At 69.9% G+C, this 23,429-nt stretch carries 23 protein-coding genes and 3 pseudogenes; 14 read left to right on the top strand and 12 right to left on the bottom strand.

What is annotated here, in order from left to right; all coding sequences use genetic code 11:
- Positions 1–89: 89 nt before the first annotated feature.
- Positions 90–695: a DUF389 domain-containing protein gene (locus G3I53_RS18155; RefSeq protein ID WP_275404080.1), complete on the bottom strand. Its 606-nt coding sequence runs from the start codon at positions 693–695 to the stop codon at positions 90–92.
- Positions 695–1,087 carry a DUF389 domain-containing protein gene (locus tag G3I53_RS34405; RefSeq protein WP_275404082.1) on the bottom strand — a complete coding sequence of 131 codons (393 nt, stop codon included), beginning with the start codon at positions 1,085–1,087 and terminating at the stop codon, positions 695–697. Before G3I53_RS34405 ends, G3I53_RS18155 begins: the two co-directional genes overlap by 1 nt.
- A 313-nt stretch (positions 1,088–1,400) precedes the next feature.
- Here G3I53_RS34405 and G3I53_RS18150 point away from each other — a divergent pair, with 313 nt between their 5' ends.
- Entirely contained in the window at positions 1,401–1,778 is a 378-nt protein-coding gene (locus G3I53_RS18150; protein WP_203591897.1) for a helix-turn-helix domain-containing protein, read from the top strand.
- Positions 1,779–1,993: 215 nt separating this feature from the next.
- On the opposite strand, the gene G3I53_RS33370 is transcribed toward G3I53_RS18150, so the two are convergent.
- Positions 1,994–2,131: a hypothetical protein gene (locus G3I53_RS33370; RefSeq protein ID WP_203591898.1), complete on the bottom strand. Its 138-nt coding sequence runs from the start codon at positions 2,129–2,131 to the stop codon at positions 1,994–1,996.
- A 341-nt stretch (positions 2,132–2,472) separates the two neighbouring features.
- On the opposite strand from G3I53_RS33370, the gene G3I53_RS18140 reads away from it, so the two are divergent.
- The gene (locus tag G3I53_RS18140) at positions 2,473–2,997 is read left to right on the top strand and encodes a gluconokinase (protein WP_164334439.1); all 525 of its coding nucleotides are present in this window, start codon (positions 2,473–2,475) and stop codon (positions 2,995–2,997) included.
- Positions 2,998–3,183: 186 nt separating this feature from the next.
- On the opposite strand, the gene G3I53_RS18135 is transcribed toward G3I53_RS18140, so the two are convergent.
- Positions 3,184–4,596 carry a glucose-6-phosphate dehydrogenase gene (locus G3I53_RS18135; RefSeq protein WP_164334440.1) on the bottom strand — a complete coding sequence of 471 codons (1,413 nt, stop codon included), beginning with the start codon at positions 4,594–4,596 and terminating at the stop codon, positions 3,184–3,186.
- The gene (locus G3I53_RS33980; protein WP_239063971.1) at positions 4,593–4,874 is read right to left on the bottom strand and encodes an SMP-30/gluconolactonase/LRE family protein; all 282 of its coding nucleotides are present in this window, start codon (positions 4,872–4,874) and stop codon (positions 4,593–4,595) included. The genes G3I53_RS18135 and G3I53_RS33980 overlap by 4 nt, the downstream gene beginning before the upstream one ends.
- A 407-nt stretch (positions 4,875–5,281) precedes the next feature.
- Here G3I53_RS33980 and G3I53_RS18125 point away from each other — a divergent pair, with 407 nt between their 5' ends.
- Together G3I53_RS18125 and G3I53_RS18120 are read left to right on the top strand one after the other, a co-directional pair.
- On the top strand, positions 5,282–6,235 hold the full coding sequence (locus G3I53_RS18125) for a pirin family protein (RefSeq protein WP_164334442.1): 954 nt from the start codon (positions 5,282–5,284) through the stop codon (positions 6,233–6,235).
- Positions 6,236–6,457: 222 nt separating this feature from the next.
- Positions 6,458–7,864: an FAD-dependent oxidoreductase gene (locus G3I53_RS18120; RefSeq protein ID WP_164334443.1), complete on the top strand. Its 1,407-nt coding sequence runs from the start codon at positions 6,458–6,460 to the stop codon at positions 7,862–7,864.
- 369 nt (positions 7,865–8,233) lie between these two features.
- Here G3I53_RS18120 and G3I53_RS18115 read toward each other — a convergent pair whose 3' ends face one another.
- Together G3I53_RS18115 and G3I53_RS18110 are read right to left on the bottom strand one after the other, a co-directional pair.
- On the bottom strand, positions 8,234–8,992 hold the full coding sequence (locus G3I53_RS18115) for a hypothetical protein (protein WP_164334444.1): 759 nt from the start codon (positions 8,990–8,992) through the stop codon (positions 8,234–8,236).
- 308 nt (positions 8,993–9,300) lie between these two features.
- On the bottom strand, positions 9,301–10,014 hold the full coding sequence (locus G3I53_RS18110; RefSeq protein ID WP_164334445.1) for a hypothetical protein: 714 nt from the start codon (positions 10,012–10,014) through the stop codon (positions 9,301–9,303).
- 323 nt (positions 10,015–10,337) lie between these two features.
- Between G3I53_RS18110 and G3I53_RS18105 the strand changes: the two genes are divergently transcribed.
- The 3 genes from G3I53_RS18105 (at position 10,338) to G3I53_RS18095 (ending at position 12,343) form a co-directional block, all read left to right on the top strand.
- On the top strand, positions 10,338–10,475 hold the full coding sequence (locus G3I53_RS18105) for a hypothetical protein (RefSeq protein WP_164334446.1): 138 nt from the start codon (positions 10,338–10,340) through the stop codon (positions 10,473–10,475).
- A gap of 11 nt (positions 10,476–10,486) precedes the next feature.
- On the top strand, positions 10,487–11,647 hold the full coding sequence (locus G3I53_RS18100; RefSeq protein ID WP_164334447.1) for an NAD(P)-dependent alcohol dehydrogenase: 1,161 nt from the start codon (positions 10,487–10,489) through the stop codon (positions 11,645–11,647).
- A gap of 330 nt (positions 11,648–11,977) precedes the next feature.
- On the top strand, positions 11,978–12,343 hold the full coding sequence (locus G3I53_RS18095) for a hypothetical protein (protein WP_164334448.1): 366 nt from the start codon (positions 11,978–11,980) through the stop codon (positions 12,341–12,343).
- Positions 12,344–12,659: 316 nt separating this feature from the next.
- On the opposite strand, the gene G3I53_RS18090 is transcribed toward G3I53_RS18095, so the two are convergent.
- The 3 genes from G3I53_RS18090 to G3I53_RS18080 all read right to left on the bottom strand — a co-directional run bounded on the left by G3I53_RS18090 (position 12,660) and on the right by G3I53_RS18080 (position 15,726).
- On the bottom strand, positions 12,660–13,583 hold the full coding sequence (locus G3I53_RS18090; protein ID WP_203591899.1) for an NADP-dependent oxidoreductase: 924 nt from the start codon (positions 13,581–13,583) through the stop codon (positions 12,660–12,662).
- A 106-nt stretch (positions 13,584–13,689) separates the two neighbouring features.
- Positions 13,690–14,085, bottom strand: coding sequence for a MerR family transcriptional regulator (locus tag G3I53_RS18085; protein ID WP_164334450.1), 396 nt, complete (start codon positions 14,083–14,085; stop codon positions 13,690–13,692).
- A 189-nt stretch (positions 14,086–14,274) separates the two neighbouring features.
- Positions 14,275–15,726 carry an amidase gene (locus G3I53_RS18080; RefSeq protein ID WP_164334472.1) on the bottom strand — a complete coding sequence of 484 codons (1,452 nt, stop codon included), beginning with the start codon at positions 15,724–15,726 and terminating at the stop codon, positions 14,275–14,277.
- A 128-nt stretch (positions 15,727–15,854) separates the two neighbouring features.
- On the opposite strand from G3I53_RS18080, the gene G3I53_RS18075 reads away from it, so the two are divergent.
- The 3 genes from G3I53_RS18075 (at position 15,855) to G3I53_RS18065 (ending at position 18,046) form a co-directional block, all read left to right on the top strand.
- Positions 15,855–16,451, top strand: coding sequence for a TetR/AcrR family transcriptional regulator (locus G3I53_RS18075; RefSeq protein WP_164334451.1), 597 nt, complete (start codon positions 15,855–15,857; stop codon positions 16,449–16,451).
- 87 nt (positions 16,452–16,538) lie between these two features.
- A complete protein-coding gene (locus G3I53_RS18070; RefSeq protein WP_343240644.1) occupies positions 16,539–17,393 on the top strand; it encodes a GNAT family N-acetyltransferase in 855 nt (284 codons plus the stop codon).
- A gap of 122 nt (positions 17,394–17,515) precedes the next feature.
- Positions 17,516–18,046, top strand: coding sequence for a hypothetical protein (locus G3I53_RS18065; protein ID WP_164334452.1), 531 nt, complete (start codon positions 17,516–17,518; stop codon positions 18,044–18,046).
- 116 nt (positions 18,047–18,162) lie between these two features.
- On the opposite strand, the pseudogene G3I53_RS18060 reads toward G3I53_RS18065, so the two are convergent.
- Positions 18,163–18,998, bottom strand: a pseudogene (locus G3I53_RS18060) (IS5 family transposase).
- 41 nt (positions 18,999–19,039) lie between these two features.
- A complete protein-coding gene (locus G3I53_RS18055) occupies positions 19,040–19,330 on the bottom strand; it encodes a hypothetical protein (protein ID WP_164334453.1) in 291 nt (96 codons plus the stop codon).
- 571 nt (positions 19,331–19,901) lie between these two features.
- On the opposite strand from G3I53_RS18055, the pseudogene G3I53_RS18050 reads away from it, so the two are divergent.
- The 4 genes and pseudogenes from G3I53_RS18050 to G3I53_RS33970 all read left to right on the top strand — a co-directional run bounded on the left by G3I53_RS18050 (position 19,902) and on the right by G3I53_RS33970 (position 22,585).
- Positions 19,902–20,887 (top strand): annotated as a pseudogene (locus tag G3I53_RS18050) (NAD-dependent epimerase/dehydratase family protein).
- 414 nt (positions 20,888–21,301) lie between these two features.
- Positions 21,302–21,745, top strand: a complete 444-nt coding sequence (locus tag G3I53_RS18045; protein ID WP_164334454.1) for a hypothetical protein — start codon at positions 21,302–21,304, stop codon at positions 21,743–21,745.
- Positions 21,742–21,866, top strand: a pseudogene (locus tag G3I53_RS33975) (hypothetical protein); the annotation flags it as partial. The gene G3I53_RS18045 and the pseudogene G3I53_RS33975, both read left to right, overlap by 4 nt.
- 287 nt (positions 21,867–22,153) lie before the next feature.
- A complete protein-coding gene (locus G3I53_RS33970) occupies positions 22,154–22,585 on the top strand; it encodes a hypothetical protein (RefSeq protein WP_239063979.1) in 432 nt (143 codons plus the stop codon).
- Positions 22,586–23,429: the final 844 nt, after the last annotated feature.

The following is a 23,429-nucleotide window of genomic DNA, read 5'->3' as shown; positions in this document are numbered from 1 at the left end:
CTCCGTCCCCGTCACGGCACGCCCCCGCCGGATCGGTGACCGACGGGCACAGCGTCAGGGCCCGGTGGGTCCCCGCTGGGCGGACACGCTCAGTCGCCGACGTTTCCGGCGTCGATGCGCCGCCCTTCGGAGGCATCCACCACGACGGGGATGCCGTCCGGGATCTGTCCGTGGAGCTGGTCCAACAGGGACTGCACCGGCGGAAGCTCTCCCGGCGTACGGACGTGGATGTGCAACGTCCGGGAGTACGCGTCGACGCTCGTGACGGAGGCGCCCGGCTCGTCGGCGAGCCAGCGCTCCGCAGCGTCCTTGGCCCGGCCGGTCCACGCGTTGATCAGCAACGTGGCCGCGGTGTTGGCCGTCAGCGGCACGAGCACGATGACGAACAGCAGAGCCATGGCCGCAGATGTCCGGCCGGCGGGGCGCCCGGCCACCTTGTCCGCCTCCGCGGCGTAGCCCAGTGAGGCGAAGACCACGATGCCGGCGAAGACCAGGGCGAAGAGGTTCGACACGAACAGCGCCAGCGAGCCCAGCGCCAGCCATCCCGACAGTTTTCCCAGGCACACCCCTGTCACCACCAGGGGCGGGACGAGAGAGATGGCGATCGCGACTCCGGGGAGTACGGCGGCGACGTCCCGACGGGCCAACGCGACCGCGCCGGCCAGGCCGGTCGCCAGGGCGGCGATCAGGTCCATCAGGCCCGGCGACGTCCGCGACGAGACCTGGCTGTCGGCAGGTCGTAGTGGGCGGGCAAGGCGACCGACATGACCATTCCGATCGCGATCACCCACAGGCACGCGAGGAGGACGACCACGGCAGATCCGGTGCGGCGCCGTTGCACCGACCCGAGGGCGATGCCCATGATCGGCGTCGAGAGCGGTGCGATGATCATGGCGCCGATCACGGTCGCCGTCGAGTCGGTGAGCACTCCTCCGGCCGCGATGACCGCCGCCAGCGTCAGCATCGTCCAGAAGGCCGAACGCTTCGACGTGGTGTCCCCGGCGGACAAAATCAAATCGTGCGTCAGTTCGTCCAGCGAACGGCGCTGAGCGGCCGGCAGGACACGGGCGCGGACCTTGCTGATCATCTCTCCGAACAACCGCGATCAGCACGTTCCCGGCGCGCGAGACACGGGCCCACCGCTGCCGCCCCTTTCCTCCGCGACGGCCCGTTCGTCGCGAGGGTGGGCATCTGCAGCTCCCGCCGATCGACCCTCCGCCCTGAGCCCGGGCGCTCCAGCACCCGTCCCGCGGGTCGCCCCGTGCTGCGGTCTGAGGCGACCGTCCCACGCCCTGCTGTCATGGCGAATGTGCGGCAGCAGCCGGTGCAGCCGTGCACCGGCTGCACCCGGAACATGGCATAAGCTACTCACCATAGGTAAGTGTATGAGGGGTGATGACGTGCCACGGCACCTCGAACGCGGTTCGATCGACGACGACAGCTGCCCCCGTTTGCAGGACACCCTTGAGGTGGTGGGCCGCCGCTGGACGGGCTCCATCCTGGTGGCCGCCGTCCAGGGCGCCCGACGCTTCGGCGAGTACCGGGCACTGATCGACGGCATCTCCGACCGCCTGCTCTCCCAACGCCTCAAGGAACTCGAAAGCCAGGGACTGATGGAACGGACAGTGGTGCCGAGCACGCCCGTCCAGATCACCTACAGTCTCTCGCCCGCGGGGAAAGACCTGATCGAGGCCCTGCAACCCCTGGCCGAATGGACTGCGCGCAGATCGCTCGCAACCCGCCGCGGACGTGCCGACATGAGCAGCAGACAGGCCTGAGGAACCCCACCACCGCTCGGGACCGCCGACCTTTTCAGCGCGGGCGGGACGAGCATGCGCGGCACCGAGCGGCAGGCACGTACCCCCCGGCGAAGCCGGGCGGCGTGTACACCCCGACCGGACCGAGCGGACCCGCCCGAACGGCACCTGCGCCCCCCGCCAACGGGCGGGCGTATCGACAGTCACCGCAGACCGGGATCCGTACCCCGCCCGGATCACTGCTCGGCGGCGAGCCTGGCCTCGAGGCCCGCGACGTACCGTGCCTCGGCCTGCCTGCGGACGGCCGCGAACCGCCGGTCGACGACCAGCACCGGCAGAGCCCACAGGAAGCCCCACAGACTGAAGGAGTCCACGGTCCCGCTCTGACGCAGCACCGTGTTCGTGAGGAAGCACAGGCCGGCACACACTCCCCAAGCAGCACTGCGGTACCGGCCTATGAAGCGCACCGGCACGTTCCACGGACCCGACAGCGCATCGAGCGTCGCGGCGCGCACGGCAGCGGCGCGCTCGTCGGCAAGAGTGCGCCGGCGAGGGCGAGAGCAGCAGGTGTGCGCGCAATTGACGGTGCTGGGTGCGTGCCGCGTCAGCGGGCTGAGGCTGCCTGCGTTCCGTTTTCCTGCGACGATCGAGGAATGTCCGTTCCGTCGTCCTCGCCGGCTCCCGCACCCATCCCCTGCCTGGGCAGGAGGGACACATGACCGGCACCCGGGTCGTGGTCGTGATGGGGGTGGCCGGGACCGGCAAGACCACGATCGGTGGCCTGCTCGCGGATCGGTTCGGTGTCCCGTACGCCGAGGGCGACGACTTCCACTCGCGGGCCAATATCGAGAAGATGGCCTCCGGTAGCCCGCTCACCGATGAGGACCGCGAACCCTGGCTGGACGCTATCGGCGCGTGGGCGCGTGATCGCACGGGGGTCGGCGGAGTGATCAGCGGGTCGGCGCTCCGCAGGGCCTACCGTGACCGTGTGCGGGCCACGGCCCCCGGCATCGTGTTCGTGCACCTGACGGCCGACCGCGCGCTCATCGAGTCGCGGCTGACGCGCCGCCAGGGGCATTTCATGCCCACGAAGCTCCTCGCCTCCCAACTCGCCGCCCTACAGCCGTTGGAGCCGGACGAAGCCGGAGTGACGGTGGACGTGTCCGGTGCGCCGGAGGAGACCACCGACCGGGTCGTGGAGGCGTTGCGCGAGCTGGAGGGGCCTTCCGTCGCCCGGTAGGGGGCCCTTCTCCGGAGTCGCTCCCGGAGCGCTTCCCGGAGCCGTTCCCGGAGTCGCTCCCGGAGCCGTGCCCGGAGCAGTTCCTGGACGCCGGCTCCCGAAGACCTGCCGCCGATCACCTCACGCCTGAGTTGGACCAACTCCCTCCGCCGCCGGACGAGAATCCGAGTGGTACTCAGTGTTCACTCAAGCCGTTCGCCCGGCCCATGCCTCGGGTCCGGCACTGCCGGCCGGGTAGTGGTCGAGGGGGACACGCCCGTCGCGCCAGGCGTCCAGCACCGGCTCGACGATGCGCCACGACTCGACCGACATGTCGTCGCGCACCGACAGGGGCTTCTCGTCCTCCAGCACGCCGCGGAGGACCTCCCCGTACTCGAGCAGATCACCCGGGCCGAACGTGGTGTCGAGGGTGACGGGAGAGATGGTGGACGGATCGCCCGGACCGTTGACGTTGAGGTCGAGCCGCAGGCTGTGGTGGCCGATGCCGAGACGCAGCCGGTTGTTGGCGACATCGCCGACGAGCCCGTCCGGCACGTGCTGGGGATCCTTGAACCAGTAGGTGACGTCCTGCAGGGGCGAGCCGATCGCCTTGCCCGAGCGGACACGGAACGGCACACCGGCCCACTGCCAGGTGTCGACCGCGAACACGACCTCGGCGAGGGTCTCGGTCTGCCGGGCAGGGTCGATGCCCGGCTCGTCGGCGTACGCGGGCAGCGAGCGGCCGTCGACCGTTCCGGCGGTGTAACGGGCACGCCGGCTGAACTGCTCGGGACGGTCGTCCCAGACGTGGGTGGCGCGCAGGACCTGCGCCTTGGCGTCCCGCACGTCGAGCGGCTGGAGCGTGCTCGGCGCGGGCATCGCCACCAGCGACAGCACCTGCAGCAGATGGCTCTGGATCATGTCGCGCAGTGCGCCCGTCGTGTCGTAGAACCCCGCCCGCCCCTCCAGACCGAGCGTCTCGTCGAACACGATGTCGACCGCCTCGACATGCTCCGAGGTGAGCAGCGGCTCGATGACCCGGTTGGCGAACCGGACGCCCAGAATGTTCAGCACCGTCGACATACCGAGAAAGTGGTCGACACGGTGCACATGGTCCTCGGGCACGAAGCCGTGCAGCAGCTCGTTGAGCGCGGCGGCACTGGCCGCGTCAGTGCCGAACGGCTTCTCCAGCACCAGCCGAGTCCCCTCGGGCACCCCGATCCGGGCCAGCGCCCGGCACGCTTCGACGGTGATCGCCGGAGGCAGCGCGAAGTACAGCGTGAGACGGCCACGGCAGGAGGCCAGCAGGCGGCGCAGATCCTCCTCGGCCGTGGCGTCCGCTGCCAGGTATCGGGAGTTGCGGACGACGGCGTCGACGGCCGGCCCGTTCGCCCTGCCGGCGGCGAACGCCCGGGCGACGAGCGTCCGCCACTCCTCGTCGCTGCCCGAGCCCCGGTCGCTGCCGACGAGGAAGAGACCGGTCAGCCCGGATGCGGCGACGAGGTCGCCCAAGCCGGGCAGGAGCAGCCGCTCGGTCAGGTCGCCCCGCGCGCCCAGGACCAGCAGCGTCTGGACCCTCTCGCCGTCCGGGCCGGCCGCCGGGGCGTCGGCGGCGCTCATCCGGCGAACTCCCTCACCGGCACGCCCCGCATCCCGGGCACGCTGCCGAAGAGGGCTCCCGTCTCCGGCTCGGCGCCGGACTCGAGCTGCTCGCGCGACGTGCTGATGAACAGCCGGTCGAGGCCGGGCCCTCCGAAGGCGCACGCGGTGACCTTGGTGACCGGCAGCTCCACCACCTCGTCCAGGGCGCCGTCCGGCGCGTACCGGCGCACCGAGGAACCGCCGTACAGCGCGCCCCACACCCTGCGGCTGCGGCGGCTGCTGCGGCTGCGAGGCATGGCGGCTCCGTCCGTGATCGTGGCGGGAAAGGGCGTCCGAGGGCGGCGGGCAGGCGGTGCGCAGACGGGGTATGCCCGCGACCCGCAGCCCGCAGCGGCCGGTGGACGGTGGACGGTGCAGCACCCACCACCCGTCCGATGGTCGCCCGAGCTCCGCTCGCCCGCATCTCTTCCGCTCCCCGAGGCTGACGAGAACGCCGAAGAAGGTGAAGCACTCAGGGCCGCCGGCGCACCGCGGGTCGGACGAGCCCCCGGACGAGCCCCGGACGGCACTCCGAGCCGCATGTCGCTTGCCGTAGGACTCCCACTGCGCCGCGACGCTTCTGTCGGGGTGTTCCCGGGTGCCGGACGGGCCCGCGGGGCACATCCTTGACTCACCGGCGAAGGACAGGGAGAGGGGCTGCGCGATGAGCGGACCGGTCAGCACCGTCGATGCGCCTGCGGATCAGGCCGACACCGGCCATCCCGAACCGCCCTGCCTGGAGGTGAGCGACAGCCGTGAGGCGACCGTGGGCGCGGTCAGGGTGCGCCGGGCCCTGCCCCGCCGGGGTCGGCGCACGGTCGGGGCCTGGTGCTTCGCCGACCACATGGGGCCGGCCGATGTCACCGAGAACAGTGGCCTGGACATCGGACCGCACCCCCACATCGGTCTGCAGACGGTCACCTGGCTGACCGACGGCCAGGTCCTGCACCGGGACAGTCTGGGCTCCGAGCAGGTCATCGTGCCGGGCGGGCTCAACCTCATGACGTCCGGGAGCGCCGTCTGTCACGCGGAGGAGGCCACCGGCCACTACCGCGGCACCCTGGAGGGCATCCAGCTGTGGACCGCACTGCCGGACGCCACCCGGCACGGCCCTGCGGCGTTCGAGCACCACGCGGAGCTGCCGCGGGCCGACCTCGACGGCGGTGCGGGCGCCGCCACCGTCCTGCTGGGCGAATTCTGCGACCTGACCAGCCCGTCCCGCCACGACACCCTTCTCGTCGGAGCCGAACTCGACCTGCGCGGCCCGGTCACGGTCCCGCTGCGCCCGGACTGGGAGTACGCACTCGTCGTCCTGACCGGAGCCGTGGCCGTGCGCGGCCAGGCCTTGCACCCCGGACGCCTCGGCTACCTCGGCGAGGGCCGCGACGAACTCCCCCTCGAGGTCCGCGAACCCACCCGGGTCATGCTCATCGGCGGGGAGCCCTTCCCCGAACCGATCCTGATGTGGTGGAACTTCGTCGGCCGTGACCGGGACGACATCGACGCCGCCCACGCCTCGTGGGCCCGCCAGGACGACCGCTTCGGGCGGGTGGACAGCACCCTCCCCGTCATCCCGGCCCCGACCCCCTTCTGGCAGCGGCCCTCGGGCAACCGATGAGGACGACGCGCCCCGGGGACCGAATGCGCACCGACCGGCAGGTCCCGCAGACTGACCGGACGGACCCTGACGGTGACGAAGGGCCGGTGCTGCGGACCTCCGGAACCAGGGCGAGGACCACGCCGAAGCAGTCGCTCCGTCGCCGCAGTCTCGCCGCCCACGCACCGCAAGTCGGCCCGCCGCGGCCCGAACTAGCCCGTGTGACCACCGCAGGGAGACCCCATGGGTGAGACAGACCTCCAGGACGTCGACCTGCTCGTGATCGGCGGCGGCAAGGCAGGCAAGTCGCTGGCGATGGACCGCGCCAAGGCGGGCTGGAAGGTCGTCATGGTGGAACGGGACAAGATCGGCGGCACGTGCATCAACGTCGCGTGCATCCCCACGAAGGCCCTCGTCGGCGCGGCCCGCACTCTCCTCACCGCACGCCACGCCGCCCGGATGGGCATCGAGACCGGCTCCGAACCCGTCGTCGAGCTGGAGGGCCTCCGCGCACACAAGGAGGACGTGGTGGGCGGGATGGTGGAGGCCCATCGGAGGCTGTTCGCCGACTCGGGCATGGACTTCGTCCTGGGGACCGCCCGGTTCACCGGGGAACGGACCGCCGAGATCACCACCGCCGACGGCGCCACCCGGATGGTGCGCGGCCGGGACGTCGTCATCAACACCGGCACCACCCCGGCACTGCCGGACCTGCCCGGCATCACCGACGCGCAGGTGTGGAACTCGGAGACGATCCTGAGGCTGGAGCGGCTGCCCGAGACGCTGCTGATCCTGGGCGGAGGTTACGTCGGTTGCGAGTTCGCCTCGATGTTCGCCGCCTTCGGCAGCCGTGTGACGCTGCTCCAGGGCCGCGACCAGTTGCTGCCGCGCGAGGACCGGGACGTCGCCGACGAGGTGGCCCGGCTGCTTGCCGACCAGGGCGTCGAGGTGCGGCTCGGGGCACGCGCGAGCGCCGTTCGCCGTGAGAAAGGCCAGGGGGACATCGTCGTCACTCTCGACGACGGCCGTGAGGTTCGCGGGCAGGAACTCCTGGCGGCCACCGGCCGGACACCGGTCACCGCCGGGCTCGGCCTCCGAGCGGCCGGGGTGCGCCTGACCGACCGCGGGTACGTCGCCGCCGACGATCACCTGCGCACCACGGCCGACGGTGTGTGGGCGGCTGGGGACGTCGCCGGCAGCCCGCAGTTCACCCACGCCTCCTGGCACGACTTCCGCATCCTGCGGGCCAACCTCACCGGCGGCGACGCCGTCACCAGCGGCCGGACCGTGCCCTACACCGTCTTCACCACGCCCGAGCTCGCCCGCGTCGGACTCACGGAGACCGAGGCCCGTGCACAGGGATACGACGTGAAGGTGGCCCGGCTGCAGGTCGCCGCCATTCCGCGCGCGAAGACCCTGCATGAGCAGGCGGGCACATGGAAGGCCGTCGTCGACGCCTCGACGGACCGGATCCTCGGCGCCGCCCTGCTGGGCCGCGACGCCGGGGAGGTGCTCTCCGCGGTACAGATGGCCATGCTCGGCCAACTGCCCTACCAACAGGTCCGCGATGCGATCTTCACCCACCCCACCATGGCGGAGGGCCTCAACCTGCTCTTCGACACCCTGGACGACGACACGGCGCACCGGTAACCGAACGAGAACGGCCCGCCCGCGGGGCCCGAACCGAACCCGAGGCAGCCGGCCCGGAGGCGGACCGGCAGCCGCAGGCCCGCCGAAGCGAGCCCCCCATCGCCCCCCGGATAGGCCCGCCGCGTCGGAGCCGGACCGCACCGACAGCGATCGCGAGCCCCGCTCGTCGAGACCGCCTGCCTCGCCAGCATCGCCATACGACCGGTCAACCGGTCGAGAAGCGCGCCCCCGACGCAGGATCAGTGCCGAACGACTCACGGATCCGCGGTAGCTGAAGGAGCCGAAGGAGTCGAGGCAAGCTGCCCGCTCGCAGATCCCGGCCCTCGCGCAGTGGAACCAAGGGGTTGGGGTTGGGCCTGGGGCTGGGGCTCAGGTGGTGCCGCTGTCCGCCGCTTGCGGCCGCATGAGGTCAAGGCCGCCGCCCCAGGCATCCAGCACCTCACCGTGACCGGCGTCCCGGGCCGTCTGCTCGACGCGGGCGAACATCCGCCGCTGCAGGGATACGTCACCGGCTGCCGAGATGCGGCCCACGGCCTGCAGCAGCACGCCGGTGTCCCAGCCCGGCAGCGGGTACCGGGCAAGCTCCCACTCCAGGTACTTGTTGTAGGGGCGGGGACGACGGTGGAGAGCGAAGAGGAACTCGAGCAGGAACCACATGCTGTCTCCAGCATCGAGGCGCGCCGCCAGCGCCAGCCCGTCCCGGTGGTTCTTGACCGAGCGGTAGGAGGAGTTGGCGTAGGCGTCGAGCCATGAGCCGCAGTCACGGAACGCCTCGTCGGCATCAAGCCGGGCCCGGTCGGCAAGGACGCGGGCGATGCCTCCGTCGAGCCGGTCGAGCACCATCCGAGCACGGGCGAGGGCATACCGTTCCCAATCGGGCATGCCGGCTCCGCAGAACTCGCTCAGAGTGACGACCACGAGGTCGAGCCCGGCACTGCGGCCACCCGCGAACCGGGTCAGACCGGTCCTGGCTCCGTCGGCGACGATCACGTACAGGTCGTGATCGGAGTGCGCGGTGGTCATGCCGTCATGGGCGTGCGAGCCCTTGAGGACGAGTCCGACGACGGCCGAGTCGGCGACAGCGAGTTCGACGAACGCGTCATAGGCGAGCGGCTGTTGAGCAGTCATGGCGTGGATCTCCGGTGTGGTGACGAGGACGGGTATGCCTGCCGGGGGGAAGCCTCGTCATGAGGCGCCCCCGCACCGTCTGCCGCCGCTCGTGGCTGCCGCCCGGAAGATCAACGCACGTGTGGGACCCTATCGCCCGACCCAACCACGAGGCAGCGCCAATAGCAGCCATCGCTTCCCCGCGGGCGACGGCTTCGTCAGCGCTGCGGGGCACGCAACAGGGAGTCGGGCAGATAGGCCGACCTGACTCCGTACGGTGCTCCTCAAGCCGTTCAACCCGCGCCTGCTCGAAGGCCGCTTGGTCATCCTCAAGCACGCAGCAGTCGCTGGTCCGCGTCCAGCGCACCGGCCGCGTCAAGCCGTTCGACGACGCGCTTCCGCGCTTCCAGGCCGGGCCTGGCGAAGGGGACAGGGCCGAGAAGGGCACCGGGAAGACGCCCCTGCTCGATGGTCAGGTACGCGCACAGCGCATCCATCCCGGCCAGATCGGCCGGGGCGGAGACGGCATCCCGCGCCGAGTAAGGCACTCCGTCACGGAGAGCGGGAGCGTGGTCCTCGTGCAGCATCGGGCCGATGACCCGGTCACGCTCCCATATGAGACCGCTGATCACGCACAGAGCGAGAGCCCTGACCCAGGCCCGGGCGGTGGTCGCCGGGGACAGCGGCTCCCGGCCCTCCGCATAGACGATCTCATCGCTGCTGAGCGTCTCGTCGACGAAGGGCAGAGGAACCTCCCAGTCACCCTCGGGGAAGCAACCCAAGTCCAGCTCCCCGAGAGCGCATTCCGCCGCGGTGAGCAGAACCTCCCGCGAGACCGGTGTCTCCAGCGCGGGATCCTCCAGGGGGCGGGCGCCCGCGAGGTCGAGGACATCGCCGCTTATCTCCCGCAGCCCCTGGCGCAGCGGACGGCCGTCGTGACGCATGGCGAACGCGTGGCCGGAGGCCCGCTGGGCCCCGCACCGAAGCGCGGCGTCCATCTGCTCCTGGGTGACATCGTGGCGCCCCACGTACTTGATCGACATGGGAGCTCCGGGCGGCTGTCGCCGGGATCTCGCCTGTGTTGCACCTCCAGCAGCGGTCGGCCGGCCATGCCCGAGCTGATGAAAAGGCCACGGAGCGGCTGCACCCCGAGGCGGCTGGGCGGGGCTCTCCGAGCTGCGGTGACGCTCAGCCGAAGACGATCATCGAGTCTCGGGGTCGTGCGGAGTGCGGAACGATCCGTTTCCCCGGGCACTTGCGGCGGCCACCTCCCGGCGTTCCACTGGAGGGAGTGGGCCCTGAGCCGGCCGGCATCCGGCTCTGGACCGTCCCTGCGTCATGAGGGGCCAGCTGTGGCCCCCCGCTTTTGTCCGACTTCTTCGCCAGCGTCTCTCGTGAGGCCACCAACCCACTGAAACCGAAGTACGACCGGCTGTACGGGTACGAGGAAGTGACCCTGCCCAAGGCCGAGATGGTGACCTGGGCGCTGCACGAGTACCGGTGAGGAGACCAGCCATGGCGGATGCGCCGGCCGAACGCGAGATCCCGGCCACCGAACCAACCGAACGAGAGGTCACGGCCGCCGTCGTGCGGGAGAAGGGCTCCTTCGAGCTGGGCCCGGCCCTCCTCGGCCCTCCGCGCGACGACGAGGTCGTCGTGCGGATCGTTGCCGCCGGCCTGTGTCACACCGACCTGGTGGTGAGGGACCAGGTGTATCCGGTTCCGCTGCCCGTCGTTCTGGGGCACGAGGGCGCGGGCGTCGTGGAGGCCGTGGGGGCGGCGGTGGAGAAGGTCGCGCCCGGGGACCACGTTGCGGTCAGCTTCCTGCCGTGCGGCCGCTGCCGCCCGTGTTTCGACGGATCACCGGCGAGCTGCGCCAACTTCAACGCCGTCAACTTCGCAGGCCGGCGCCTGGACGGCTCCCACGCCCTGCGGCTCGCCGACGGCGACAGCGGCGGCATCCTCCACGACCGGTTCTTCGGCCAGTCGTCCTTCGCCACCCACGCCGTCACCAACGAACGCAACACCGTCAAGGTGCGCCCCGACGCCCCGCTGGAACTCCTGGGCCCGCTCGGCTGTGGCATCCAGACCGGCGCCGGGACGGTTCTGCGTGCGCTGAACGTCGGGGTGGGCTCCACCTTCGCGGTGATGGGAGCCGGCGCGGTCGGCCTCAGCGCGGTGTTGGCCGCACGGGTGGCCGGGGCAGTCACGATCATCGCCGTCGACGTCCTGCCCGCGCGCCTCGAACTCGCCGCCGAGCTCGGCGCCACCCACACCGTCAACGGCCGCGAGCAGGACGCCGTGGAGGAGATCGGCCGCATCACCGGTGAGGGCGTCGACTACGCCCTCGACACCACAGGTCTGCCCCCGCTGATCGGCCAGATGATCCAGGCCCTGCGTCAGCGGGGAACGGCAGCCGTACTCGGCGCCTCCGCGGAGGATGCCGTGGTCGGTGTGCCGGCGAACGCCTTCATGCAGAGCTGCAAGACGCTGATGGGCGTGGTGGAGGGCAACAGCGTTCCCGATGTGTTCGTCCCGCAGCTCCTGGACCTGTACATGCAGGGCCGCTTCCCCTTCGATCGTCTGGTCACCTTTTACGACTTCGACCAGATCAACGAGGCCGCGGCGGACGCCGCGGCAGGCAGGGCGGTCAAGCCGATTCTCCGCATGGGCTGAGCGGCAGGTCAGCGGAGACGAGGCAGTGTGCCGACGCCAGGCCGGCCACCGGGCCGGCCGGCAGCTTGTAGTCCGGCACCGCAGTCGCAGGGACAACGACACACTCACTCGGCCGGGCGTCCTCGCGCGCCAGGTCGGAGCACGCCGCGCACCAGAGTGAACACCACGCTCTGCGGCGGACAGAGTGCCCGTCAAGTGCACCGCCACGCAGGAGTCCTGGGCGCCGAAGGATGGCTGAAACACTGTGTCTGAGGTCCACATGACAATGCGAACGCCTTTCTGATGCACCATCTATGCTGGGCCGCAGCACCACAGGGGGAGGGGTAGCGGATGGACTGGTTCTGGTGGGTTCTCATCCTCTTCTGGACGGGTGGCTTCGCGTGGGCAGCTGACAACGTGCGCACCGCCCTGCGCAATCGGCATGAGCGCAAGTTGCAGTTGCTGGAGGCGGCGAGGCAGGAACGTTTGGCCGTCGAAGCAGCGAACAAGCCTCCGGAGCCGGTGTGCGGATGCACGCACCATCTCGCCAAACACGACAAGCAGGGCCAGTGCCACGAGCGCGTCGAGGTGCCAGTGGCCTGGGATGAGAACAGGAAGCCGCTGCGTTACGAGGCTGGTCAGTGCAACTGCCAGCAGTATGTGGGACCGCAGCCTCTGTCGCAGGTGTTCGCGGAGGACCTGACAGATCTCGCCTGACCAGGATGGCGAGGCCGCTCTCCGTACATGACGCCGGGACAAGTGATCACTGCACGATGGGGGATACCCGGCGGCTCTCTCCGGCTCTCTCCGTTCTCTGCGGTGGCCGCATGAGCGTGCAGGCACGGAGTTCCTCCGGCCGCGGCTGGTCGTCGTCGCGGACGACGACGCGGCCTGCTGCCAAGTCAGCTCCCACACCAGGTGCCCGGTCCGGCACACACCTGACCGTGCTCGACCTGGTACTCGATGATGCGCGAACCACGGGTTCGCGTCAGTCCGAGTGGACGGTCGAACGCGTCGGACGGCCGGGCCCTTCTCATGCCACCTTGATGACGACCTTGCCCGAGGCGTGACCCCTCTCGACGGTGGCGAGGGCGGCCGGGGCGTCGGAGAGCGGATGGACCGCGGTGATCACGGGTGCGAGGAGTCCGTCAAGAGCCAACCGAGCCGACCGCTCCAGGTTCTCGCGGTCGACGCGACGCTCGACGAAGCGTCCACCGAGATCGGGCACGGACATGTCACCCACAGCGATGACGCTGCGGGGATCCCGGGCCAGCGGAGCGACCGTCCGCAGCGCGGTGCCTCCAGCCAGGTCGACGATCCCGTCGAAACCGTCCGGAACCAGCCGGCGTGCCGCGGCGGCGACGTCCTCGGCGGTGTAGTCGATGAACCGCGCCCCAATGGCCTCGGCGTGCTCGCGCTTGGCGGTACTCCCGGCGCCGATCACACGCAGCTCGCGCCCGATGGCCAGCCGGGCGACGGCGAGGCCGACCCCGCCCCCGACTCCGTTGACCAGGACCGTGGCACCGGCCGCGAGGCCCAACTGGTCGAGCACGTCCACCGCGGTCGTCCCGGCCACGGGCAGCGTTGCCGCCACGGTCGCGGACAGCCCCTCCGGGATGCGCGCGGTGTTCGACGCGGACAACACCGTCGTCTCGGCGTAAGTGCCGCCACCGGTGAGCGCGAAGCCGAACACCGCGTCACCCACCTCGAGCCCGTTGACGTCCTCGCCCAGGCGGAGAACGGTTCCGGCTGCCTCCATGCCCAGCACGCGGGGAAACGCACGCCCGCCGTCGAGCCCGTCGACCAGACCCGAGCGCAGAAGGTGGTCGAGGGGATTGACGCCGGCGACGTCGACCTGGATCAGCACCTCGCCGCGACCGGGGACCGGGTCGGGACGATCGAAGAACTCCTGCACCTCGGGCCCGCCATGCCTGCCGAAACCCCACGCCTGCCCCATCTTCCGCCGCCTCCCGTATGACCGACCCGGTGATTCCGGGCGTTGTCGCCATGCTCACCGCTGACATCGACGTGAGGGGCAACCGGCTGAGACGCAGCTCACAGCATCAGGCCGATAGTTCGACCGGTTCCGGGGTCGTGGACAGCTCCGCCCGGTGTCGGCTGTTGGCCTGGATCAGCACGTCGAGTGCATCCCTGGTCTCGATCAGGTGAGCGATGTCGACGTCGATCCGGTCACGCTCGCGCATCATCGCCGTGAACGTCTCCTCGGCGACGCCCAGGTCACCCGGGACGTCCACACACGGCAGCACCGTCGCGATCACCCTGCTGGACATACCCGCGTCGAACAACTGCCGGATGAGTGACACGCGCTGGACCGCAGCATCGGAATAATGACGCTGCCCCGAGTCGGAGCGTGAGCTGGTCAGCAGGCCCTGCTTTTCGTAGTACCGCAGTGAGCGCGGACTCGCACCCGTGCGCCTGGACGACTCGCCTATCCGCATCCTCCAGAGCCTGCGCCCGCGTGCTCCGGCGTCAGACCGCCGTCGAGTCATGCTCACTCCACAGCCGGAGGGCGCAAGTACGGTCATCGCAGGGCCGGCGCCGCGGCTGTCCTGCCTGCTCAGCACGCCGCCGTGGAGGGGCGCAGTACCCGCTGCCCGCCCGAACTTGTCCACGGCCCGTGGCCGGGGTCAGCCCGTTGTTCTCGAACCTGCCCAGACGGCAGGGGTGCGGCCGTGCCACGGGCTCGCCTGCTCCAGTTGTCCCGCGAGTCGGAAGAGGAGGTCCTCGCGACCGTATCCGGCGGCGAACTGCATGCCGATGGGAAGCCCGGTGGCCGGGTCGGCGGCCAGCGGCACCGACATGGCGGGCGTGCCCGCCACGTTGAACGGCGCCGTGAACGGCGCGATGTCGAAGAGACGGCGCAGCCAGCCGAGACCGTCCAGCGTTTCGGCGTCCGTGGCGTGCCAGCCCAGCGGCACGGGGGAGTCCGGCACGGTCGGTGTGAGCAGGATGTCGTGGCCGTCGAAGTAGCGCGCCAGGCTGCGCGCCACCCGGTTGCGGAGGGCCAGAGCCGTGACGAACTCGGAGCCGCTGACGTGCTGCCCGTAGTGGTACGAGGCGAGGACGGGTGGCTCGAGCGTTGAGGCGTCGATCGGCCGGTCGAAGGCTGCGGCCAGCCCATCGATCTGGGCGGTGAGGTTCGCCGTCCACTGCCGGGCGCTTGCCAGCAGGAATTCCTCCCAGTCGACACCGAGGTCAACCGTGGTTTCCTCCACCCAGTGCCCGAGGGATTCGAGCAGGTGAGCGGTGTGGGAGAGGGCGTCGGCCACGTCAGGGGCGGTGCGCCGGCCGCCCCAGGCGTGGGTGAGGACGCCGACGCGCAGTGAACCTGGGTGGCGGGTGACTTCGTCGGCGTAGGGCCGGTGCGGTTCCGGCGCGGTGTAGGGGTCGCCTGGCTCGGTCCCGCGCATGCGGTCGAGGAGGACCGCGCTGTCGCGGACGCTGCGGCTGAGGCTGCCGTGTTCGGCCAGGCCGTTGAACATGTCGTCGAAGTCGGGCCCCCAGGAGATCCGGCCGCGGGTCGGCTTGATCCCGAAGAGGCCGTTGTGGGCGGCCGGGACTCGGATGGAGCCGGCGGCGTCGGTCGCATGGGCGAGCGGGACCACTCCGGCGGCGACCGCCGCGCCGGCCCCGCCGCTGGATCCGCCGGCGCTGAGCGTCGTGTCCCACGGGTTGCGGGTCGCTCCGTACAGCACCGATTCCGTGGTGTTGCTGTAGGCCATCTCCGGCGTCGCCGTACGACCGAACGTGACGAGCCCGGCGCGGCGGAAGCGTCGCATCAGGAAGGAGTCGGCGCCGGCCAGGTGACCGGCCGCGAGACGGCTGCCCAACTCCGTCCGCCGTCCGGCCATCGAGACGCCTATGTCCTTGATCAGGAAGGGCACCCCGGCGAGCGGCGTACTGCCGGGCACGGGCTCGTCGTCCGAAGGCCAGGTTTCCACGACGGCGTTGATCCGCCCGTTGACCACCTCGCAGGCCTCACGCGCGGCCGCTTCCAGTTCTGCCACGGTCACATCACCCCTGGCCACCGCCTCGGCCAGCCCCACTGCGTCGAAGGTCGTGTACTCGGTCACTCGCACGGCCATCACTCCCCAAAGACGATACTGATGAGTCCTTGGTGATACCGAGCGGTATCACCAAGGACTGGCTGGTACCGTAACAGGAAGCCGAGGATCAAGGGCCCAGGGCAGCGTCACGGAGAGCGAGCATGACCGCGATCACCAGAAGGCCGAGCCGGGTGGCGAAGCTGCCGCCCCGCGAGCGCATCCTCGATGCGGCCGAGGAACTGTTCCAGAACGTGGGAATCCGACGGGTGAGCGTCCAGACGATCGCCGACCGGGCGAACACGACGAAGATGGCGGTCTACCGGCACTTCGAGACGAAGGATGCCCTGGTCGCGGAATGGATGCGGATCGTGGCGGCCGACTATCAAGCGGCCTTCGACCGGGTCGAGGCAGACCATCCGTACCAGCCCAGGGAGCAGATTCTCGGTCTCGCCCGTTTCATCGCCGAGGGCCTGCCGGACATCTCCCACCGGGGCTGCCCGTTCATCAATTCCCTGGCCGAGCTGCCCGACCGCTCCCACCCGGCCCGGCAGGTGATCGAACAGCACAAGGCGCACCAGACACGCCGCCTGGTCGGCATGTGCGCCGCGGCAGGTCTGGACGACCCCGAGCAGGCCGCGGCCGAGATCACGTTTCTGCTCGAAGGTGCACAGGTCAGCACGCAGAACGGAAGCATCGACCGGACCGGGGACCGGCTGATGGCCATCGTCGAGGCCATCCTCCAACGGTCCTCGCGGTAGCTTCTCGCCGGACCACGCCGACACCGATCGAAGAACCCCGCAGGTGCCCCCCTTGCAAAGCCGCCGTCGCGCCCGTACCGCTCCTGCATGGCACGCACCCGCTTGGCCACGGATCTGAAGCAATCCTGCAGCGGTTGTGTGCTCACCGACCCCGTGTTGTTCACGAGTTGTGACGGTCACAGTCGGTGTCGTCCGTGGGTTGTCCGGCGTCAATTGCCGCGTCCCGTCGACGGCGAAGCCTGGCCGACGGGCTCGCTGCTCTGGAGTTCGATGCCCTGGCAGGGCAAGATCGGGCACTTGCCCAGCCAACATGAGATCGTTACGCCGTCAAGCATTCGGTTATCGGGAGACGGGTTACTGCTGGGAGAGTGGACCGAGACCGATCTCTCGGCGTTGGTTGAGCTCTATGACGACCCCGAGATCGACCGATGGACTCCGGTGCCCTCTCCGTTCGACTCCACGGCGGCAGGTGCATACCTGGCCAAGGCCCACGAAGGTTGCGAGGAAGGCCGCAAGACGGCGCAGTTGGCGATCACCACCGACGGTGAGCAGCCGCGTGGTGAGGTCCTCCTCTTTCGCTGCGAGCTCAACACGCGTGACGTCGAAGTTGCTTACGGCGTCGGCAGCCGACATCGCCGACAGGGCCTCGCCTCACGAGCCGTCAGGCTGGTGGGCGACTATCCCGTCGAGAGCTGGGAGCAAGGAGAGTGCTGCTACGCATTGAACCGGGGAACCGCCCAAGCGCGGCTGTCGCCCGCGCAACCGGCTTCCAGCTCGCCGACGACGAGCCCATCACGCGGGAGGCCAAGGGCCCGCCAGGTGACGTTGGTGCAGCGGCGGCCGCCTCCGTCGCACTCCCGACCGGCGCGTCACCCCGTTCTGTCTGACCTTCGTTCCGGATCCGGTGTACGAGCTCGGCGTGATCCGCGAGGGCGTCTGTAATGGAAACAAGTCCTCAGGGCTGGCTCGTTGCTCGGGGTTCCAGCGCCGCGACGCTGTACCGCATGCTGAACGGCGACGCCTTCTACATGAAGATCAGCAACTAGCAGAAGGGCAGCGGCACGATGGCGCTCCTGGCTGAATACCGTTGCAAGGCCACACCGGCCCGCCGCGTCGTCGAGGTTTACGACGCCGACGCCTACCTCAGCGATGACGACACCATGGCCGCTGCCCGCACGCAGGTGGTGGCCGGCAACGGCTACCACCTGTACCTGCTCAGCCTGCAACCCGACATCGACGTCGAGGTGGCCATCCGTGTCTGGGACGTCGCGCCCGCCCCGCCCGCCGGGGTGGAAGGACATGTGCCTGTCACTATCGAGTCGGAAACCGGCGTCCTCGTCGTCAACCAACTGGAATACGGCCCCGCAGGGGAGATGACCCTGCCTCGCCCCGGTGTCTACGAGGGCCACGCCTGGTGGGAGAACAGGCAGGCGATGGCCGACTACTACGTGACGACGACGCTCAATCACCCCGCCGACGACACCTTCGAGGACCATCTCACCCAGGCGTGGAACAATCCCCCGGTCACCGAACGCTATGGCCTGGACCTCGCCTACATTCGCGAACCCGAAGTCGTCGACGACGAAGGTCTGTAAGCCGGTGCAGTCCGCACCTAGTCCGCAGGACGCCGGTCGGGACCGTCGTACGCCGTCGCCGGCCATCATCGTCGCAGGTTACCGACCCGGCCCGCGAGCAGGCGGTTTCGTTTGGATCATCGGGCAGACCAGAGAAAGATGCCCGCGATGTGGAGTCCGGCCAGGTAGATGGTCGCGGTCTTCTCGTAGCGGTTGGCGATGCCACGCCACTGCTTCAGGCGGTTGATGCACCGCTCGACGGAGTCGCGCTGCTTGTACGACTCCCTGGTCGAAGGCCGGCGGCCTGCCACCGGCCTGTCCGCGCCGCTTCCGGTTGGCCTGCCGGTCGGCTCGTTCCGGGATCACCGCCCGGATGCCGCGTCTGCGCAGGTGGTCGCGGATCTCGCGGGAGGAGTAGGGCTTGTCGGCCAGGACCATGTCCGGCCTGGTACGCGGACGACCGCGCTGTCGGGGAACACGCAGGCGGGGCCATCACCTCGGTGAACGCAGGTGCGTCACCGGCCTGACCGGCGGTGAGGTGGCAGGCCAGGGACCGGCAACGGCCGTCGGCGGCAAGGTGGATCTTCGTGCTCAGTCCGCCGCGGGACCGTCCGATGGCGTGGTCATGCGGCTCGTCGGCCGGGGCCCCTTTTTTGGGCCCCGGCCGTGCTGGTGAGCGCGCACGATCGTGTAGTCCACGGAGACGGCCCAGCTCAGGTCCTCGTCTGCGCCGGCCTGGGCCACCAGGGCGATGAACACTCGCTCCCAAGTGCCGTCGACGGTCTACATCCGTAGCCGGTTGTAGACGCCCCGCCAGTTGCCGTACTTCTCCGGCAGGTGAACCCACTGGGTACCGGTCTGGGCCCTGTAGGCGATCGCGTCGATCGCCTCACGATGGTCCCGCCGACGGCCACCTCGCCTAGGTGTCCGGTCCGGGAGCAACGGCTCGATGCGCCCACTGCGCATCAGTCAACGGCCCACCAGACCAACGACCGGACGATCGGAAAGGAGCGGCTATGCGCTGGCCACACCATCAGCCGGGTCGGTCGACGTCCACCAGACCATCACTCGGCTGGCCATTGCTTCTGGCCGCAAGCCCAGAGGGTCGAGACCGAAGTGATCTTGCAGTTCGTGCCGCAGGAACTCACCGATCTCGGTCCGACCGGCGCCGGAACCGAGTCGCTGGAGGAGAGGGGCGAGCATGCAGTCGTACTCGTCCTGCACATCGTCAGCGACGCCCACCGGATCCCACTCATTGAGCAGATGCCGCAGGTCGTTCTCGGTGGAGGTGTGCCAAGGTCTCATTGCCCCAGACTGCCACCCAGCAACGACCGCCAGCACCTACCTGTTCATCCAGACGAAACCGCCCAGTACTCCAGTGTGACTTCGTGATCAGGTGTTCGGATGCCTCGGCGACTCGACGTTGGTAGTGGCTGTGGCGTGCGGTGGCCCGGTGGCGTCGATCGGCGAAGAGACTGGAACTCGCCCTGACTTCGACTTCAACTCGCCGAACGGCGGCTTCAGTCTGGGCAACCAGGGCACGGTCGCCCGTGAGGATGCGCGGTTCGACCGGCATCGTGCTGGACTTGCGGCCGCGGACAATCCGGGAGGACGGCGGCACCCCAGAGCGCTGGAACATCGACGTCGACGCGGCCCTGGAGGGGCGGCACAACCCAAGCTCAGCTTCGACGGGGAGCTGGCGCCCCAGCGCGGGTCTGCTGCCGCTCCTTGTGGCGGGGCACGTCTGTGCCTTCCAAGGATATGAGCTCACCAAGTGGCAGCCATTGCACGAGAGTTGCAATCGCTCTGACGGCTGACGATCTGCTGTCAGTGAATCCGCCTGGCCGCGCGGTGATCCCGGTGCTCGTGTGTCGGTATGGAGGTCCTGGTTCTGGGCGGAACGGCATGGGTGGCTCGGGAGCTGTCGCGGCAGGCGATCGAACGTGGCCATCGGGTGACTTGCCTCGCGCGTGGCGAGAGCGGAGAAGTCGCGGACGGAGCGACGCTGGTCGCCGCCGACCGGCGCGATCCGTCGGCGTACGAGCCACTGATCGACCGCGTATGGGACGCGGTCGTCGAGGTGTCCTGGCAGCCGGGCTTCGTTCGTGGAGCGCTTGATGCGCTGGGCAGCAAGGCCGGGCACTGGGTGTACGTCTCGTCCGGCAACGCCTACGCCTCCCACGCCACGCTGGGGGCGGACGAGTCCGCGGCCCTGCTCGCCCCGACCGACCGGAACGAGGTAGACCGCGAGTTGTACGGCGAGGCGAAGGTCGCCTGCGAGCAGGCGTCGGCGGCCGCCGTGGGCGACCGCCTCCTCATCGCACGAGCCGGTCTCATCGGTGGCCCGGGCGATCACAGCGGGCGCTCCGGCTACTGGGTCGCCCGCGCCGCACGCGATCGGCAAGGGCCGATGCTGGTCCCCACACACCGGCCATGCCCACCCAGGTGGTCGACGTGCGGGACCTCACCTCCTGGCTGCTCGACGCCGCGGAGAGGGGAACCACCGGCACATACAACGCCGTCGGCCCGGTCGTTCCGTTCGAAGAATGGATCGAGCTGTCCCGCGCCATCGGCGGGCACACCGGTCCGGTGGTCACCGCCGAATCGGCGTGGCTGCTCATCAACGGCGTGGCCCAGTACATGGGGCCCGAATCGCTGGCGATGTGGCTGGTCGAGCCGGGCTGGGAAGGGTGGTCGGCCCGGGACGGGTCCTCGGCGCGCGCCGAGGGGCTGGGTTACCGGCCCTCGGCGGAGATGCTGGCCGACACGCTGCGCTGGGAACGTGAGCAGGGGCTGAACCGGGAAAGGCGCGCAGGCCTCAGCTCGCAGCGCGAGCGCGAGTTGCTCGACGCTCTCGGCTGACGGCGCTGGACCGGTCTCGCACACCCGAGCATCTGTACGGGCGCCTTACGTTCTGACTTCGCGATCTCGTGGTGAACCCGGCCGAGAACCGGTACGGCCACCGCGTGATCATCGGAGGTTGTGCGGACTCCTGAAGGTCGTGCTATGGCCGCGGGCCAGAGCACAGACCCTGTCCGCTGGCGGGCGATGCTCGACCAGCCCGCTCATCCCCGCTCGGGCTGTTGTCGAACGTCGAACGTCGAACGGAAGAACTGCTGGCAGCTGGCGAGCAGGCGGGCCACACGCGGGTGTCTGCCGTGGTGTGGTTTTGTCGGTGGAGGCTGGTGTCGTTCGGTGGGTGGTGGGCGTGGCTCCTGTGGGTGGGTGTGGCGAAACGCCGGGTGGGGCCGTGTCGTGTCTGGCTATTGTCGGTGGATGCCGTCGTTTGTGGGTGATCGGCGTCAGGAGCGTCTTGTTGCTGTCCTGGTGCCGTTGCTGCGTCGGTCGTGTCCGCCGGGCGCTGGCGGGTACGGAGGGTCGTACGAGCTCCGGCTCGGTGTTGATGAGGCGGAGGAGCTTGGCGGGGTCGCTCTGATCCGCTCGGCGATGCGTAAGGCCGGCCGGTTTCTGGGATGGACCAGGCTGCAGACGTTTGGGGGTTCCTTCCCGCAGGTTGCTGTGGCGGGTGTGGTGGACCGGCGGGAGGTTCCTGCTGATTTCGCCGCCGCGGTTGAGGAGTATGAGCTGCAGCGGGGGAGGGCCGCGGCGGAGGTGATCGGGCGGACGTGGCAGGACGGTAAGCCGCGTGCGGTCCCGGGTTCCGTTTTCGTGGTGGCACAGGAGTTCCGTGCCGCGTATGCCGAGGGCGTGGCCGGATGAGGCGTGAGCGGGCGACGCGGCTGCTGACGGACATGATCACGCGGCTCGGGAACGGTGGTTGGCCGCTGGGCCTGGTTGAGGAGGTGTATGTCTTCGGGTCGTACGCGCGTGGGGCGCTGGAGCCGAACGATGTCGACGTCGTCATTGAGCACGGCACGGACCGGCGTTGGCTGGGCGGGTCGCTGGATGCATCGGTCAACGGGCGTGACTCGTACGTGGGGATGAGGCAGGCCCTGCGGGGCCGGACCCGGGGTATCTCCTTCCAGTTCCGTGGCCGCAGCAGCCTGCTGGACGAGGGCTTCGAGCTGTTCTTGCTCTGGCGGAGGGGTGAGCCGTTCTCCCTGGCCCGTGAGCGCCTCGCCTCCTTGACCCCGGACCCGGAAGCCGGGCCGGCGCCCCAGGGACCACATGCTGGCAGAGTTCGAGGAGCTGGAGAGCCTGGTGCCGCGCCCGGCGCGGAGCGAGCTGTTCGGCCGGCACGTGAAGGGCAAGATCGGCATCACGCCGCTGAGGCTGTTGGGCGGAGACATCGAGGACCCTGAAGCCGTCCGGCATGTACGGCGGCGCTGGGTGGAGACGAGTCCGTTGCGCCGGGCGGCGGCCTGCGCTCTGGTCGCGTTGGAGCAGCGGGGCGTTGACCTCGGAGAAGTCACATTGCACGGTCAGCGGCTGTTCGGCCGGGACCAGCTGGCTGAGCGCTGCTTCGTCGATCTGGGATGGAACGGTTTCGGATCTGTGGGGCGTCTCCTGGGCAGCGGAGTGACCTGGCTGGAAGTGCTGCGCCCCCATCGGACCAAGCCCATGGACGCACTGCTCATCGAGCCGGCGCCTCGCACGTAACCGGAAACGCACATGACCGCGCCCCGGCGCCCCATGGGGATGGGGAGCCTGCTTCATCCGTGCGTGTGTGCCTGATCGGCGTGTTGGGATGGATGAGGCCATGGCGGACAGCCACCCACCCGCACGAGGTGCAGCCGGGGGTGAGGAGTGTCCGATCGGGTTCCTGGTGGCGAGGACATGCTGCGGCGGTGGCCGGCTGGCCGGCTGGCGGGCGTGAGGGCGCGGTGGCGCGGTGGCGCGGTGGCGCGCTTGATGGCCCTTGACTCCCGGGGCGAGTTGGCCACCGAGCACGCGCGGGCAGTCGCTGGGTCTCTTGGTGTGTCACTGCGGACGGTGTGGAACTGGGTGGCGGTGGCCCGGCGCGATGGGCGGTTATCCGCACGGACCCCGTCACGGGCGGGTGTGTCGCCAGATGTGCGTGTTCGTCTGGCGGTTTGGGGTGGGAACGTGTCAGCGGTCCACCGCGAGCTGCTTGCGGAAGCGGCCGCGGCTGGTGACCCGGGCTCGGTGCCTTCTCTTCGGACCCTGCACCGCGCGGTACGCCGGGACTTGTCGGCGGGGGAGCGGGCCGGGCTGAAGGGCGGTGAAGCAGCACGTCGTCGTTACGACGTCTACGGCCAACGGCCGCCCCACGCACCGCAACGCCTGCTGGGAGGGTGATCACAAACGTATCCCGGTCCGTGTCGCCCTGGACGGGGCCGCGGTGTGTCCGTGGGTGACGTGGTTCATCGATGTGGCGTCGAAGGTGATCGTGGGGGTAGCGGTCACACCGCACCAGCCGGCTCGGGACGCCGTCCTGGCAGCGCTGCGTTCGGGGTTCAGCCGGGCCGCCCCGTACGGGCCG

Source organism: Streptomyces sp. SID14436 (assembly GCF_010548465.1).
Classification (GTDB): domain Bacteria; phylum Actinomycetota; class Actinomycetes; order Streptomycetales; family Streptomycetaceae; genus Streptomyces.
Note: the sequence above shows the minus strand (reverse complement) of the source record. Positions and strands in the feature narration are given on the sequence as shown.